This is a genomic window from Dokdonia sp. Dokd-P16, from assembly GCF_003095655.1.
Lineage (GTDB): Bacteria > Bacteroidota > Bacteroidia > Flavobacteriales > Flavobacteriaceae > Dokdonia.
Genome location: NZ_CP029151.1, coordinates 1,919,413 through 1,934,232 on the forward strand (window position 1 = coordinate 1,919,413; position 14,820 = coordinate 1,934,232).

General features: G+C 37.1%; 9 protein-coding genes. 3 read left to right on the forward strand and 6 right to left on the reverse strand.

Going from position 1 to position 14,820, the window contains the following annotated elements:
* Nucleotides 1-27 precede the first annotated feature (27 nt).
* Complete coding sequence (locus DCS32_RS08625) at nt 28-849, forward strand: hypothetical protein (RefSeq protein WP_108877905.1); 822 nt, start codon at nt 28-30, stop codon at nt 847-849.
* 137 nt (nt 850-986) lie between these two features.
* On the opposite strand, the gene DCS32_RS08630 is transcribed toward DCS32_RS08625, so the two are convergent.
* Nucleotides 987-3,677, reverse strand: coding sequence for an immunoglobulin domain-containing protein (locus DCS32_RS08630; RefSeq protein ID WP_108877906.1), 2,691 nt, complete (start codon nt 3,675-3,677; stop codon nt 987-989).
* Between the two features lie 233 nt (nt 3,678-3,910).
* Here DCS32_RS08630 and DCS32_RS08635 point away from each other — a divergent pair, with 233 nt between their 5' ends.
* Both DCS32_RS08635 and DCS32_RS08640 read left to right on the forward strand, forming a co-directional pair.
* Nucleotides 3,911-4,405 carry a hypothetical protein gene (locus tag DCS32_RS08635; protein ID WP_108877907.1) on the forward strand — a complete coding sequence of 165 codons (495 nt, stop codon included), beginning with the start codon at nt 3,911-3,913 and terminating at the stop codon, nt 4,403-4,405.
* 174 nt (nt 4,406-4,579) lie between these two features.
* Nucleotides 4,580-5,083 (forward strand): hypothetical protein, encoded by a 504-nt coding sequence (locus DCS32_RS08640; protein ID WP_162533621.1) that lies wholly within the window; start codon nt 4,580-4,582, stop codon nt 5,081-5,083.
* Between the two features lie 117 nt (nt 5,084-5,200).
* Here the strand turns inward: DCS32_RS08640 and DCS32_RS08645 are convergent, their stop codons facing one another.
* From DCS32_RS08645 to DCS32_RS08665, 5 genes are all read right to left on the reverse strand, one after another.
* Nucleotides 5,201-5,887: a LipL32 family surface lipoprotein gene (locus DCS32_RS08645; RefSeq protein ID WP_108877909.1), complete on the reverse strand. Its 687-nt coding sequence runs from the start codon at nt 5,885-5,887 to the stop codon at nt 5,201-5,203.
* Nucleotides 5,888-6,011: 124 nt separating this feature from the next.
* On the reverse strand, nt 6,012-8,861 hold the full coding sequence (polA, locus tag DCS32_RS08650) for a DNA polymerase I (RefSeq protein ID WP_108877910.1): 2,850 nt from the start codon (nt 8,859-8,861) through the stop codon (nt 6,012-6,014).
* A 1,134-nt stretch (nt 8,862-9,995) separates the two neighbouring features.
* Nucleotides 9,996-11,024: an isoaspartyl peptidase/L-asparaginase family protein gene (locus tag DCS32_RS08655; RefSeq protein WP_108877911.1), complete on the reverse strand. Its 1,029-nt coding sequence runs from the start codon at nt 11,022-11,024 to the stop codon at nt 9,996-9,998.
* 24 nt (nt 11,025-11,048) lie between these two features.
* Nucleotides 11,049-11,849, reverse strand: coding sequence for a sulfurtransferase (locus tag DCS32_RS08660; RefSeq protein ID WP_108877912.1), 801 nt, complete (start codon nt 11,847-11,849; stop codon nt 11,049-11,051).
* Between the two features lie 10 nt (nt 11,850-11,859).
* Nucleotides 11,860-14,802 carry a GH92 family glycosyl hydrolase gene (locus tag DCS32_RS08665; protein WP_108877913.1) on the reverse strand — a complete coding sequence of 981 codons (2,943 nt, stop codon included), beginning with the start codon at nt 14,800-14,802 and terminating at the stop codon, nt 11,860-11,862.
* Between the last annotated feature and the right edge of the window lie 18 nt (nt 14,803-14,820).

Consider the following 14,820-nt stretch of genomic DNA (forward strand, 5'->3'; position numbering starts at 1 on the left):
GTATAGATTAGCATGTAAAATATATTCATGAAATATCCCTTTATAGTTTTTTTACTTTTCAGTTTTTTTGCAAAAATCGGCTATTCTCAGGTAGGAGTTGGAACAGTATCACCTTATGCTGCTCTAGATATAACAAGTAATAATAGTGGTCTTTTGATTCCTCGAGTAGATTTAAGTTCTATATCAGATGTTACAACAGTAATAAATCCTAATGGGCCTACTCTTGTAGAGGGTACGATGGTATATAATACAGGAGCTGGGACATTAACTTCAAAAGGATTTTATTACTGGCAAGACGGCCAGTGGAATCAAGTAGCCCAAGCTAATCAAAGTCCAGTGCGTTTCGGTAAAATTCTTATAGATGGCCCTGGAACAATTGATGTAACGGGAATAGGCTTTGAACCTAGCTCTGTTGAGTTTACAGCAATAAATAGAGTCCAAGGTTTTGATGAAGGTACAGCTAGATCTGGTGCAAATAATTCTAACGATATTAGAATGGCTGGCGGAATGACTACGGGTTATGCTATAAATGGCGGTTCTGGTGCGATAGATCAACAAGTGATTTCTAATGCCTTTAGTGGAGCAAGTATTAATAATATAGGGACATATGCGTCAGAAGATTATTGTATAGCAGCTTATTTTATAAATAATAATGGATCACCACTTTCTGATAATGGTGCAAGCGGTGGGACAAGCGGCACTAGCCAAGAAGGCTTTATAAGGGCTTCTCTAGGTAGTTTTGATACAGATGGATTTACACTTAATGTAGATCGTTTTCTCAGTGGACCAACAGGAGAAACAATTGATAGAACTAATCAGATAGTAGTGATTTATAGAGCTTATCGATAAGTCAAAAGTTTTAATATTATTCGATATTTAAGTTTTGAGAAATTGAAATTTTGAATATCTAATTTAAAATAAAAACCCCATTTTCTTAGTAATAAGAATATGGGGTTTTCTCTATTTACGCTTTCGCGAAAGCGTGATTATTTGATGAGTACTTTTCTAGTTACAATAGCATTTTCAGATTGTAGCTTAACAATATAAACTCCACTACTCCATGTTGAGGTAGGCAAGGTTGTAGCTTCATTAAATGAAGTGGAAACCACCATTTGACCAACTAAATTATAAACGGTAAGGCTAACTTCACTTTGTAAGTTTGTGTTTGTTTCAATGCTTAGTTGCTTTTCTTTAGCATTTGATGTAATAGAAATACTATTAGAAAAGTCATTATCATTTACACCTAAAGTTATATCGAGGGTAATAGTATTTCTAGTAAGTGTAAGGTTAGGTACCTCAATGTTTTTTACTTCACAGGTATATGCTCCAGAATCTTCGACTTCAAGGCTGTCTATTGTAAAATCTGCCTCTGTTGCGCTATCAATGATGTTCCCATTTTTAAACCACTCATAAGTGTTTGTAGCGCTTGAAGTTCCAGTTACAGAGAGTGTCACAGCTTCTCCTTCTGTGATTGCTAAAGTCTGCTCGTCATCTATGTTTGCTTGTCCTATATAATTGAAAATTAAAGGTCCTCCAGATGGATAATAGTCTATTGCAGGTTCTAGGTTTTCAAAAACATACTCATTGTCATTAAGTGCAAAAAAGCTAAGTCTTGACAGATTTAATAATGGGATATCACCAGATAATTTATTGTTAGCAACATCTAGTGTGCTTATAAGCTCGAGCTCAGTTAATGATTGTGGGATTACTCCACTTATTTCATTATTACTTATCACCAAGTCTCTTAGAGCATCTAGGTCTGCTAATTCTGAAGGGATGGTACCTACAAGATTATTATTAGGCAAGTTTATGCGAGTCACTTTGTTTTGATCATCTGTAGTGATTCCAAACCAAGTATCATATCCTTGAGTCAAGTCCCAAGTAGTACTCCAGTTTTCTCCATCTGTGGCGTTGTATAGGGCGATGAGAGCTTCTCTGTCTGGTTCTGGTAAAGTACCTCCAGTAAGTGTTATGTTATTACGAGTAAGTATGAGGTCAGTAATTATTGAGTTACTAACCTCACATGTATAAATCCCCGCATCTAACGAGCTCGGATTTTCTATTGTAAATGAAGGAGATGTAGCGTCCTCAATAGGGGAGCCGTTTTTTAACCATTGAAATGTATTATTCATATTTGGCACCCCCGTTACAGATAGGGTTATGGGATCATTCATTATTGAGATCTCCTCTTCTTGATTTAATTTCTTTTGATTGCTGTAGGTTAGAGTTGTAGTTTCATTGTAATAATCTACTCCAGGAATTAAATCATCAAAAACATAATTATTTTCGCCTAGAGCTAGAAAATTGAAATTTGGACTCGCAATTTGCGGAATCACGCCACTTAAGTTATTCCCACTAAAAACAGCTATTTCTAAATTTGGTAAATCTTCAATGCTACTTGGTAGAGAACCTTGTAATGAAACTTCTCCTAGCCACAGCGATCTAATAATTTGCAAGTTTGAAAATGCGTCGTCTGGTAAAGAAAAAGCTTCGAAATCATTGCTTGACATATCGAGTCTGAATAATTGTTCAAATTGAAATATATATTGAGGAAAAACACCAGTAAAATTATTACTTCGCAGTTTCAATTGAGTGAGGGCGGTTAAGTTTGATAAGTCAGGAACCACACCCTCTAAGTTATTTCTCTCTAAATCTAAATATTGTAGTGATGTATAATTACCATAATCTTGAGGTAATGACCCTGTAAGATTATTGAAGCTCAAATCTAAACGAGCTAACTGAGATCCATTTGTTATTGTTTCAGGTAACTCCCCTGTAAAACCACAGCCTTTTAAACTTATAAATGCTAGATTGGGCATCTCAAACAGGCCTAGAGGTAATTGTTCATTAAAATTTGCTGTATTGTTTAATGATAAGGCAATTAAATTTTGTAGTTCAAATATAGCCTGTGGAAAAGCTCCTGTAATATTCGAATTTCTACCTAAGTTGAGTTCTGATATAGCGTCAAGTTGTCCTATTTCTTCAGGGATTTCGCCAGAGAGATTATTGTTGAAAAGGGCAAGTCTTGTTACTTTATATGTTGTTTGATCATATGATACTCCGTACCATTGTGTGTAAGGAGCATCTAAATCCCATGTATTTGTCCAGTTAGGTCCATCTAATGCATTATATATTGCAATTAGTGCATCTCGATCTGGCTCTGGTATTACCTCTGTAAATGATATATTATCTATATATACTTTAAATGGCTCATCAATAAAATTACCGAGACTTATTTCGAACTGCCAGTCCTCAGTTTCTGTAACTTCTATTTCTACTTCTCTAGTATTCCAGTCAAAATTTTGAGGTATACGGCTACTTGAGGTGTATGGAGAAAAGTCTGCTCCTCCGTACTTAGTCCCGATAACCTGTTGTCCAAAATTACTAGATCCTGTTTTTACCTTAAAATCATAGCTCAAAGTGTAAGTTTTTCCTGCCTCTACAGGGAAGTTCAATGCGAGAAGCCTGGGAGTAGTGTCGCCATCCACAAATAGTGCGCTACTTGTGCCACTAGTGAATTCTGCAAGTTCTTGAGAGATGGATCCCTCTTGACTTTGCCAATTGTCTAGCGAAGTAGAAGACCAATTTTCTAAGTCTCCATTGGTAATTAGATTAGTTTGTGAATTTGCTAGTTGAAAGACTAACAAACAAATGATTAGTAGGTTGATTTTTTTCATGATTGATGTTTAGAAACGCTAAAGTATAATTTTATTGAAGAATTTACCTACCTAATTAAGGTTTTTGTTCACTAGCTATTAAATGGTTTACCGTAAGCCTTCTTTTACGTGACTTTGGGTTAGCATTAAAAAATAAACTCCAAATTCTTACTGATAAGAATTTGGGGTATTTCTATTTACGCTTTCGCGAAAGCGTGATAATGATTACTTTGGTCACATCAAAACACTTAAATATGAAGTATATAGGATTAGTATTATTAGTTCTAACATTGAGTTGTTCTAGTGACGACAATCAAAATGAGTTATCTGTAAAGGGAGAAACGTATATTGCGGTATCTTATAAAGTTGAAAGCGCCATAGATATAAATGGTGATGGAATTGCTTCCATTGAATTATTTGATGAGTCAGATCGCAGCATGTTAGGGCAAGGTGTATATTTTAGAGAAGACAACAAAGTATATCCACCTAATCCATTAATTGTATGTATTGATGCAACTGAAGATGGTGATGTAGTAAATTATTGTGCGGTAATCGCAGATTACAATCCTCTTCCTACTTACACACAGAATAAAAATGCTGTTACTATTGATAATGGCATGGAAGGTGAAGTTTCTGCAGATTTTGAAACGATAGTATTTAAAGAAGTATTTTATAAATCTAGAAATAACAATGATGGAACGACTACTAGAGAACAAGAGGTAGCTATGGTAACCTATCAGAAGCAATAATATTAAGCTATCATTAATAATCTAAAGTCAGGTATTCAAGTAGTGGATATCTGGCTTTTTTTTTTGTGACGGTCATAAGGTATACTAACAGATTTAAGCAAAATGTTAATTTTTTTCTATTTACTTAATAATCTAACTGTAGAACGCTCTATATTTGAAATCGTAAAATTAAATATGAAACGTACTATTATTTTTTGTCTTGTATTTTTATGTCTATCCAGTTGTTCTGACGATGAGACAAAGAAGAAGGAAAGCGTCAAAGGCAGTTTATATAAGCAGATATCTTATGTCGTTACGGTACCATTAGATTTAAATAATGATGGTATTTTTTCTACTAACTTATTGGAAGAAAACGGAGCAGTTTTGAGTCCGCAACAGATTAATTTTAGTTTAGATAATACGGTGATACCACCTTATCCCATTACTACATGTGTAGATGATGATGGTAATGGTCATCTAAACGAATTTATATGCTTAGTGGTAGTAAACTACGTAAACCCTCCATCATATGTTCAGACTGGAAATACGGTGACAATTGATGATGAAATTATAGGCACATTATCTGCAGATAGGGATACATTGAGATTTGAAGAAACACTCACGAGAGATTTATTAAATAATGCTCCTTCGGGAGGTTTTGATGATACAATGGCAATATCTACATATGTGAGAGAGTAACTTATAGAATGTAAAACAGTAAACATAAGAAAGCCCAGACATCGTAAGGTGTTTGGGCTTTTACTTTTAATTAGCTTTTAAAAGCTAATTAAAGACAGTATAGTAATTAATACTAAATTAGTCCATTTGCTCTAGTAAACCTTCTAAGGTGTTTGACATTACAACTCCAGGTAATTTTACAGGAGAACCTACTTGAGCTAAGAATGTTCCATTTACCTCACCTGTTTTGTAAGTAGTAAATCCTATTCTGTATAGTCCTTTAGTTAATGCTTTTAAAGGGTTGCTTACTTGGCTCTCATAACGTAAAAGAGAGTTGTAGCTGCTTCCGCTTGGTTGCTTTGGCATTTCTCCACTATCATCATTTCTCTCAAGAGTAGTCCACGTTGCATTTGCAGAACCTGCAATTCCATCTTTTGTAAAAACGCTAGATCTTTCTAAAGTAATGTAAGTGTCAAAGTAATCTTTTGAGTCTTTGTTCTCTTCATAACCTGCACCTACAATTGGGTTTTTAGTTTTTACCTTTCCAGCAGGAGACATCATTCTCAAACCTAGCTCTGGTGCTACAGCAGGAACCCATAGATAGATGTAGTAAAATTTCTTTCCATCTTTAATTTCATTTTCTGTACCTGGAGCAGCGTGACCTAAATAGCTTACTACGTCTAAGTAAGGAACTCTTTTTGTTACGGGTCCTATTTTCTTTTCAATAGAACTTCCAAATGCTTTTAATTTTTGAGCATTCATGTTACTTGCTCCTACAGCAAATAAAAAGATGGCTAATAAACTGATGTTTTTGAGTGTTTTCATTGGTATTGATTTGTTAGATTTTGTTTGGTTCAAATCTATACCTTAACCCAGTTTTTTACTTGTATTTTATTGTTAATAAATGTTTAATTAGTGATTTTCAGATGTTAATTTATCTTGACTATTCTTAATGCGCCTCAAGCCAATTTTGTCCTAATCCAACCTCAACATCAAGAGGCACGGCCATCTTAAAAGCACTTTCCATTTCTGTCTTGATTAGCTCTTTAATGGCATCTAGCTCGTCATTAGGAACATCAAAAACAAGTTCATCATGTACTTGAAGAAGCATCTTTGTTTTATAGTCGCTATTTTCTAGCTTTTCAAAAATATTAATCATCGCGATTTTAATAATATCTGCAGCACTTCCTTGTATAGGAGCATTTACTGCATTTCGCTCGGCTGCGCCTCGCACAACTCCGTTGCTGGAGTTAATCCCGTTAAGGTAACGACGACGATCTAATACTGTTTTTACATAACCATTTTCTCTCGCAAACTCAACGAGCTCGCTCATGTAGTTACGTAGTTTTGGGTATGATTTGTAATAATTGTCTATTAGCTCTTTTGCCTCGCCACGCGATAAATCTGTCTGGTTAGAAAGTCCAAAGGCAGACACTCCGTATATAATCCCAAAGTTTACCGTCTTCGCATTACTACGTTGCTCGCGAGTAACTTCTTCTAGCGGTACATTAAAAACTTTAGCAGCCGTACTAGCGTGAATATCTTCTCCGTCTGTAAATGCTTGAATCATGTTCTCCTCCTCACTTAACGCAGCAATAATACGCAGTTCTATTTGAGAATAATCGGCAGCAAGTAGTGTGTGATTTTCATCTCTAGGAACAAAAGCCTTACGCACTTGGCGACCGCGTTCTGTACGTATCGGAATGTTTTGTAAGTTAGGGTTGTTTGAGCTCAAACGTCCCGTAGCTGCAACCGTTTGCATGTAATCTGTATGCACACGTCCATCTTGAGCCACTTGCTCTGGGAGTGCATCTACATAGGTAGATTTTAATTTTGATAGGCCGCGATAGTCTAGCACTTTCTGGATGATGTCGTGATCTTTTGCAAGATACGATAGTACATCTTCTGCAGTAGAGTATTGACCCGTTTTTGTCTTTTTAGGTTTATCGACAAGTTTCATTTTGTCAAATAGAACCTCTCCTAATTGCTTAGGAGAGCCTATGTTAAATTCTTCTCCCGCTTCCGCGAAAATTTCTGATGTAAGACGCTCTATATCTGCATTGAGATCTCCAGAAAGGCTTTGTAAGAATGATACATCAAGATTGATCCCTTCAACTTCCATAGCCGCTAGCACTCGTAATAGCGGAATTTCAATATCGTCAAATAACTTACGAGTACCAGCCTCGTCTAGCTCTTTTTCAAAATGATGTTTAAGTTGTAAAGTAATATCTGCATCCTCTACCGCATATTCTGTTTGGTCATCTACAGAAACATCGCGCATAGACTTCTGGTTCTTTCCTTTCTTTCCTATAAGTTCTGTAATAGAAACAGGTGTGTAGTTAAGATAGGTTTCTGCGAGTACGTCCATATTGTGACGCATATCTGGGTTGATGAGATAATGAGCGAGCATGGTATCAAAAAGTTTTCCTTTTACTTTTACGTTATACTTCGCAAGTACTTTGATATCGTATTTTAAATTCTGTCCTATTTTTTCAATCGCTGTGTTTTCAAAGAAAGGTCTCAACTCTTCTATAAGTGCCTGCGCTTCTTCCTTGCTTTCTGGAAAGGGTATGTAATATCCTTTTCCTGCTTCCCATGAAAAAGCAATTCCTACTAGTTCAGCAACGAGCGGATCGAGACCTGTAGTTTCCGTGTCAAAACATACAGAAGACTGCTTGTTGAGGTTTTGTATGAATAGTTTTCGCGCAAGCGGACTATCAACTTTTTGATAAAAATGCTGCGTGTCTTTTATTGTTTTGCGAGTAGAAGCATCAGAAACTGCGGCTGCAGTCGCTCCGCTATCACCACCAAATAATGAAAACTGCCCAGCTCCGGCATTAGAAGCAACCGCTTTTTTTGCCGAAGGTGTAGAAGAAACTTGCGCACCTTGATCCGCCTCTCCGGAAAATATTTTGATAAATTGATCTTTCATTCTACGAAATTCGAGTTCTTCAAATTTCTTTCCTACTGCCTCAGCATCTGGTTCAGAAAGTTCGTAATCTTTTGCATTAAAGGTTACGTCGCAATCTAGCATGATGGTCGCTAGTTTTTTAGACAGTAAGCCTAATTCCGCATTTTCTATAACTTTCTCCTTCATCTTACCCTTGAGCTTATCTGTATTTGCGAGTAAGCCTTCCATAGATCCGTATGCCGCTATAAATTTCTTTGCCGTTTTATCGCCCACACCTGGAAGTCCAGGAATGTTATCTGAAGCATCACCCATCATTCCTAAGTAGTCAATAACTTGCTCCGGACGTTCAACTTCAAAACGTTTTTGCACCTCTGGTATACCCCATATTTCTATACCATTACCCATTCTGGCAGGCTTGTACATAAAGATATTTTCAGATACCAGCTGTGCATAATCTTTATCTGGAGTGACCATATATACCTTAAAACCTTCCTTTTCGGCTTGCTTAGATAGGGTTCCTATGAGGTCATCTGCTTCCACACCTTGACGTTCTATGATGGGAATGTGCATAGCCTTAAGAATTTCTTGTATATGAGGAATCGCGATGCGTATTGCTTCTGGAGTTTCATCACGGTTTGCTTTGTAATCTTCAAAAGCCTCCACACGTGCTGAGCTACCGCCTTTGTCAAAAGCTACGGCAAGATGATCAGGACGTTCTCTCTTTATAACATCAAAAAGACTATTAGTAAATCCCATAATTGCACTTACATCCATTCCGGAGCTTGTGATACGTGGGTTTTTTATAAGCGCATAATATCCTCTAAAAATGAGAGCATATGCATCTAGTAGAAATAATCTCTTCTGGGTATTCTCTGTGGTATTGGTCACGTGAAGTTGTTTTGAATTACGCTTTCGCGAAAGCGTATGACGGCTAAAACTCAAATGTAAGAAGATGTACTTAGATATAGCAGCGGTGTTGATAAATAGTGCCGCCAAACATATGACCTAAGCAAGTTTTACGTAAAAAATGAAGTAAGTGAAGGGTTGGAGCAAACTAGCGACAGCCTCATAATTATTGATTTATTGCCATATTTCGAAGTTAGCAGAATATGACTAATTCTTCAATGGCTTTTAGTTTGCGCCGCAACGAGGGGAATTTTTAATAAAGTTCGATTAAGTCTAGACTTTTTTGGTTCGTTTTTTTGTCAATGAAAAAAATGAACAACTTCTTTAAAAAGGACTCAATTAATAGAATGGAAATCTTTTTTTAGAGCCACAATTGAATTCGCCATTTTTAAGAATCAACATTTTATAGTTTACAATTATTCTAGATGACCTAAGCGAATTTTACGTAAAAAATGATGTAAGTGAAGGGTTAAGCAAACTAGCGACAGCCTTACAATTAGTATTTATTATTCATATTTCGAAGTTAGCAGAATATGACTAATTCTTCAGTAGCTTTTAGTTTGCGCCGCAACGAGGGAGATTTTTAGTAAAGTTCGGTTAAGTCTAGACTTTTTTGGTTCGTTTTTTTGTCAATGAAAAAAATGAACGTATCGGGTATTAGAACTTAAACCTAATCACAGTAGAAGCCAAGGAAGAATGAGAAATATGTGAAACCGCTCGTTTAAAAATTGTACTAGCATTAGAGCTTGTCTACTCGCGACCCCGATATGATTTGTTGTGAAAGCCAATCTTTCACTTTAGGGCATAAAGAAAGCCAAGCAAGAATGCTTGGCTTTCACCCCAAATCATAATTGATTATTTAAAGTCAATTACAACAGTCTTAAATATTTTTTGCCTTATCGGCTTGCGCAAATATATAACAAATCTTTAAATAGAATATTGTGTATTATTTAATTCTGTGATGATGTTGGTGTTTAATTGATTGAAATTCAGTATTTAAAAAACGTATTTCAGGTTTTACAATTAACTAAACCTTAGTAAAATAGCGTCTTTTGTGTATTTTAACGATGCAAATAGGTATCGTGTCTATTTCATGTGACATATATGCGGGATGAACTAGCTATTTTTTGTGTCGTAAAAAGAAGATGAAATATTTTCATTTTTTTTATTTTGATACTTCATCATTGTAAATCCTTTATGAATACAATGACTTCCAGTCTCACCAGATTTATTCATAGCGATGTAGGCGATTTGGAAATCCTTATAACGAGCTCCCTTCTTTGTAATTCTATGGATTGCTTCCTCACAAGCAGCTTGTGGTGACATTCCAGAACGCATTAACTCTACAATTAAAAAACTGCCAACTGTCTTGAGTACTTCTTCTCCCATGCCTGTGGCTACAGCACCACCTACTTCATTATCTATAAAAAGTCCAGATCCTATAATGGGAGAATCTCCTACGCGTCCTTTCATTTTATAACCTAAGCCAGAGGTAGTACAAGCACCTGCAATATCACCATTGTTATCTATAGCAAGCATCCCGATGGTATCGTGATTCTCTATGTTAATTTCAGGTTTGTAATCACTTGTTTTTAACCACTCTTTCCAAGCTTCTTTGCGTTCTTCTGTGAGAAGTTTTTGTTTAGTAAATCCCTGCTCATAAGCAAATTCTTCGGCGCCTTTTCCTGCTAAGATGACGTGTGGCGTTTCCTCCATAACCTTACGTGCTAGAGCTGCCACATTTACTATATTTTCAACAGCAAGAACGGCTCCGCAATCTCCTTCTGGATTCATCACGCAGGCATCTAGCGTTACATTGCCCTCTCTGTCTGGAGTGGCTCCTATTCCTACGGTGGTATTTTCTATATTTTCTTCTTCTACAGCGACACCTGCTATAATTGCATCGAGTGCAGAGCTGCCGCCATCTAGGAGTTCGCCAGCTTTTGCTGTAGCTCCAGAAAATCCCCATGTACAAATGGCAATGGGAGATGGTTTTTTGATATTTTCTTTTTGCGCTTTCGCGAAAGCGTTATTATCCACATCACCAGTGCTTGTGCTTAGGTTATTGCATGCCATCAAACTTGCGCCTGTAGCAATCCCAGCTCCCGCAACTGCAGATTTATTTATAAATTTTCTTCTGTTCATAATGCGATATGTACTACAGTGATATTAAACAAATAGTTCTTGCTTTTCTGCCCATTCTGTCCATGAGCCATCATAGACACTACACTTTCTATCTGAAATTAAGGCCAAAGCAAATAAAATGATACAAGCAGTAATTCCAGAACCGCAGCTAAAAATAATAGGCGTGTCTGCAAGATTAAGATTATTAAAAAGGAGTTTTAATTCTTCCTTAGACTTGAACTTTCCATTATTTAAAACTTCTGTATATGGTAAGTTTAAGGAGTTTTTAATGTGGCCGCTTTGTATATGTGTTCTCGGTTCTGGATCAGTTCCATTAAATCTACCACTAGATCGGGCATCAATGAGTTGGTAGTTTGAGGTGGTGATATTTTGAACTACTTGTGCGTAGCTCTTAATAGCAGACTCGTCAAGGTGAGCTTTAAAATTACCAGTGGTTCTTTTTACTTCAACAATTGTTGTAACCGGAAAATTATTTGCTATCCATTCTGGAAGGCCACCGTCTAATACAGATACATTGTGATGCCCCATTGTTTTGAACATCCACCACACGTGCGGACTGGTAAAAATCCCTTTGTCATCATATACGATAATATGGCTCTCGGCATCTATGCCGAGCGCTTGGCATTCTTTTTCAAACTGTGGAGGTTGAGGGAATGTGTTAGGAAAAGCACTTTCTGTATCGCTAAAAGTGTTTTTAATATCAAAGTGCTGCGCTTCACGAATGTTTGAAGTAGTATTAAAATGAGAACTTGCATCTAATAATACGATATTGTCATCACTAAGATGTTGCTCAAGCCACTGTACTGAAACTAATTGATTTACCATAATTATATTGTTACTGCACTACAATCTCGTCTACAAATACCCAACTTTTTCCTTGATAAGGAAAACCTAAATGCCACTCTGGAAGATCTCCTAGTGTCTTTGCAATAAGCTTTATGTATTGAGCTTGTGTGCCTTGTTGTTTCCCTTTAATACTTTTAATAGCAATGTCCTCATCGCGAGAAGCAGCATCAATTTGCTCTTGGTGATAGATTTCAAAATTTTCACCGTCCGTAGAAGTTAGTAATGTTACTTCTGTAGGGTAGAAAATCCAACTGCGCTGATCTTGTAAAAATGCAGTTTCAATACTAGTGATGGTTTGTGCTTTGCCTAAGTCTAGCGTAGCTACTACATCTTGAGCATCATAGCCCTGCCATGTACCTGAGCGGAATTCTTTTACACCTCTCACACCGTCTATCAATGCATTATCTCCACCAGCATTATATGCATTTGCATAGATAGCGTCTAGTGTAAGAGAGTAGTTTTCATTTAGTTTAAATAATGGTGTTTCTATAGTAGCACTTTGCCCATGGCGACCCTTTGCGTAGGTGCGTAAAGTGTTGTGATCTTTAATTTTAATAGGCAGTCTGTATTTTTTAAAGTTATTGCCGTCTTCTTCTAGAGCGTAGAAAACATCCACATTTTTATCTGTAGTAGCGAGTGTAATCTCTGTCGCTTTTTTAAAGTTGGCTTCTCCTTGTGCTATTAATGGAGCTGCTGTAAATTTATTATCCTCAATACTTGTTTTAGGACTGTGAGCGGGGTGTTTTGCCCATCGGGAATGAGTAGCTGCCATATTAAATATGAGTTCGCCGCCATCCATAATATCTTCGTGTTTCAAGTATGAATATGGGTAAGCCTTATCATCCATATAAGCACTTTCTATGTGTATGTTTTCTTCAGAAAGATTTTGTGCAACAATGGTAAAACTATTACCATTTTCTAAATGTATGGTAGCCTTATCAAATAATGGTGTGCCAATAGCATATTCATTACTTCCTGGGGTTACTGGATAAAAGCCTAAGGAGCTTAGTACGTACCAAGCGCTCATCTGCCCGCAATCTTCATTGCCAGAAATTCCGTCTGGAGAGTTGGTGTATAATGTGGTAAGGATTTGATGGACTCGCTTTTGAGTTTTCCAAGGCTTCTGGATGTAGTTGTATAAATATGCCATGTGGTGGCTAGGTTCATTGCCATGTGCATATTGCCCTATCAATCCTGTGATATCTTGCTGGTGACGACCAGAAGTTGCAGTCTCGGCCGTAAATAGTGTGTCTAGCTTTCTTTCAAAAGCCTTGTTTCCTCCAGATAAGTTAATAAGACCACTTATGTCTTGAGGTGCATAGAGGCTATATTGCCAAGCGTTTGCTTCGGTATAATTGAAATTTACTTCAAACGGATCAAAAGGGGAGAACCATGTATTTCTCATGCGACCTCGCATAAAACCAGAAGAAGGATCATACACGTTTTTATAAGACTGGGCGCGCTTTGTAAATTCTTGATAGATTTCATCATTGCCCATTTCTTGAGCCATTTGAGCGATGGTCCAGTCGTCATAAGCATATTCTAGTGTCTTTGATACAGACTCTGCTTCGTCATTTGCAGGTATAAAACCGTATTTCTTGTAAGATGCAAGGCCAAGTTTGTCTTGTGAGGCACTATGAAGCATTGCTTCAAAAGCCTTATCTACATCATAATCACGTATTCCTTTCATATAAGCATCTGCGATTACGGGTACTGCATGATAACCTATCATACAGCCTGTATAGTTGCCAGCTAGATCCCAAATAGGCATAATGCCACCTTCCTCATATTTGGCAAGAAATGTGTTTATAAAATCATTAGTACGCTCTTCTTCTATAATCGTATATAATGGATGCGCTGCGCGATACGTATCCCACAGTGAGAATACCGTATAATAGTCAAAAGCATCTGTTTGATGAATTTCTAGATCCATCCCTCGGTAGCGACCATCCACATCTTGATAAAGATTAGGCGCGAGCATGGTGTGGTACAGCGAAGTGTAAAAATTAGTTTTGTAATCTGAGTTTTCACTTTCTACAACAATTTTTTCCAGCTGACGCTCCCAAGTGGATTGTGCTTCTTGCTTTACTTGGTCAAAGGTTTTGTTTCCTATTTCGGTTTCTAGGTTCTTTCGCGCCCCAGCTTCATCTACGGCAGATATTCCGATTTTTATGATGATTTCTTCATTCTTGGGATTGTCAAACTGCAATGCAGCTTTATGTGATGTCGCTCCGTTCTTAGTCCTTCTTGGTTGTTTTAGATATTTGAAAGTATGCGATGTTTTGATATAATAAAACAACTTTTGGTTGCTAGCCCAAGCCTTGGAATGTCTGTGTCCAGAGAGTTCTGTGCTAGAGAGTGTGTCTATTTTAGTACTTAGTACCTCATCACGATGTTCAAGATCTAAAATCACAAAGTTTTTTAAAGAGTCCGCTTTCGCGAAAGCGTACTTATGCACACCGCTACGAGCAGCAACAGTAAGTGCGACGTCTATGTTTGAGTTGTCTAGATGTACACTATAATATCCCGGTTGTGCTACTTCATTATCATGCGTAAAATGATCCCGATACCCAGGTTTTCCATCTGCACCATTATTAAACATTATGGAAGTAGAAGGCATCAAGAGGATATCTCCATAGTCTGAAACTCCCGTCCCACTTAAATGTGTGTGGCTGAAGCCATAGATAAACTCATCATCATAATGATACCCAGAACAACCGTCCCAGCCATCAAGGCGTGTGTCTGGACTAAGTTGCATCATTCCAAAAGGCATGGTCGCCCCAGGGTAGGTGTGACCGTGACCGCCTGTACCTATAAAAGGATTTACATAGCCTATGAGGTCTTGGTCTTTTTGAGCGGGAGTAACCTCTGTAATATGCTCGCAACTAGTGATAATAAGTAGGAGAAGAAAAAGAGAGAGTAGGTAACGCATTGATATGGTAGGTTTGTG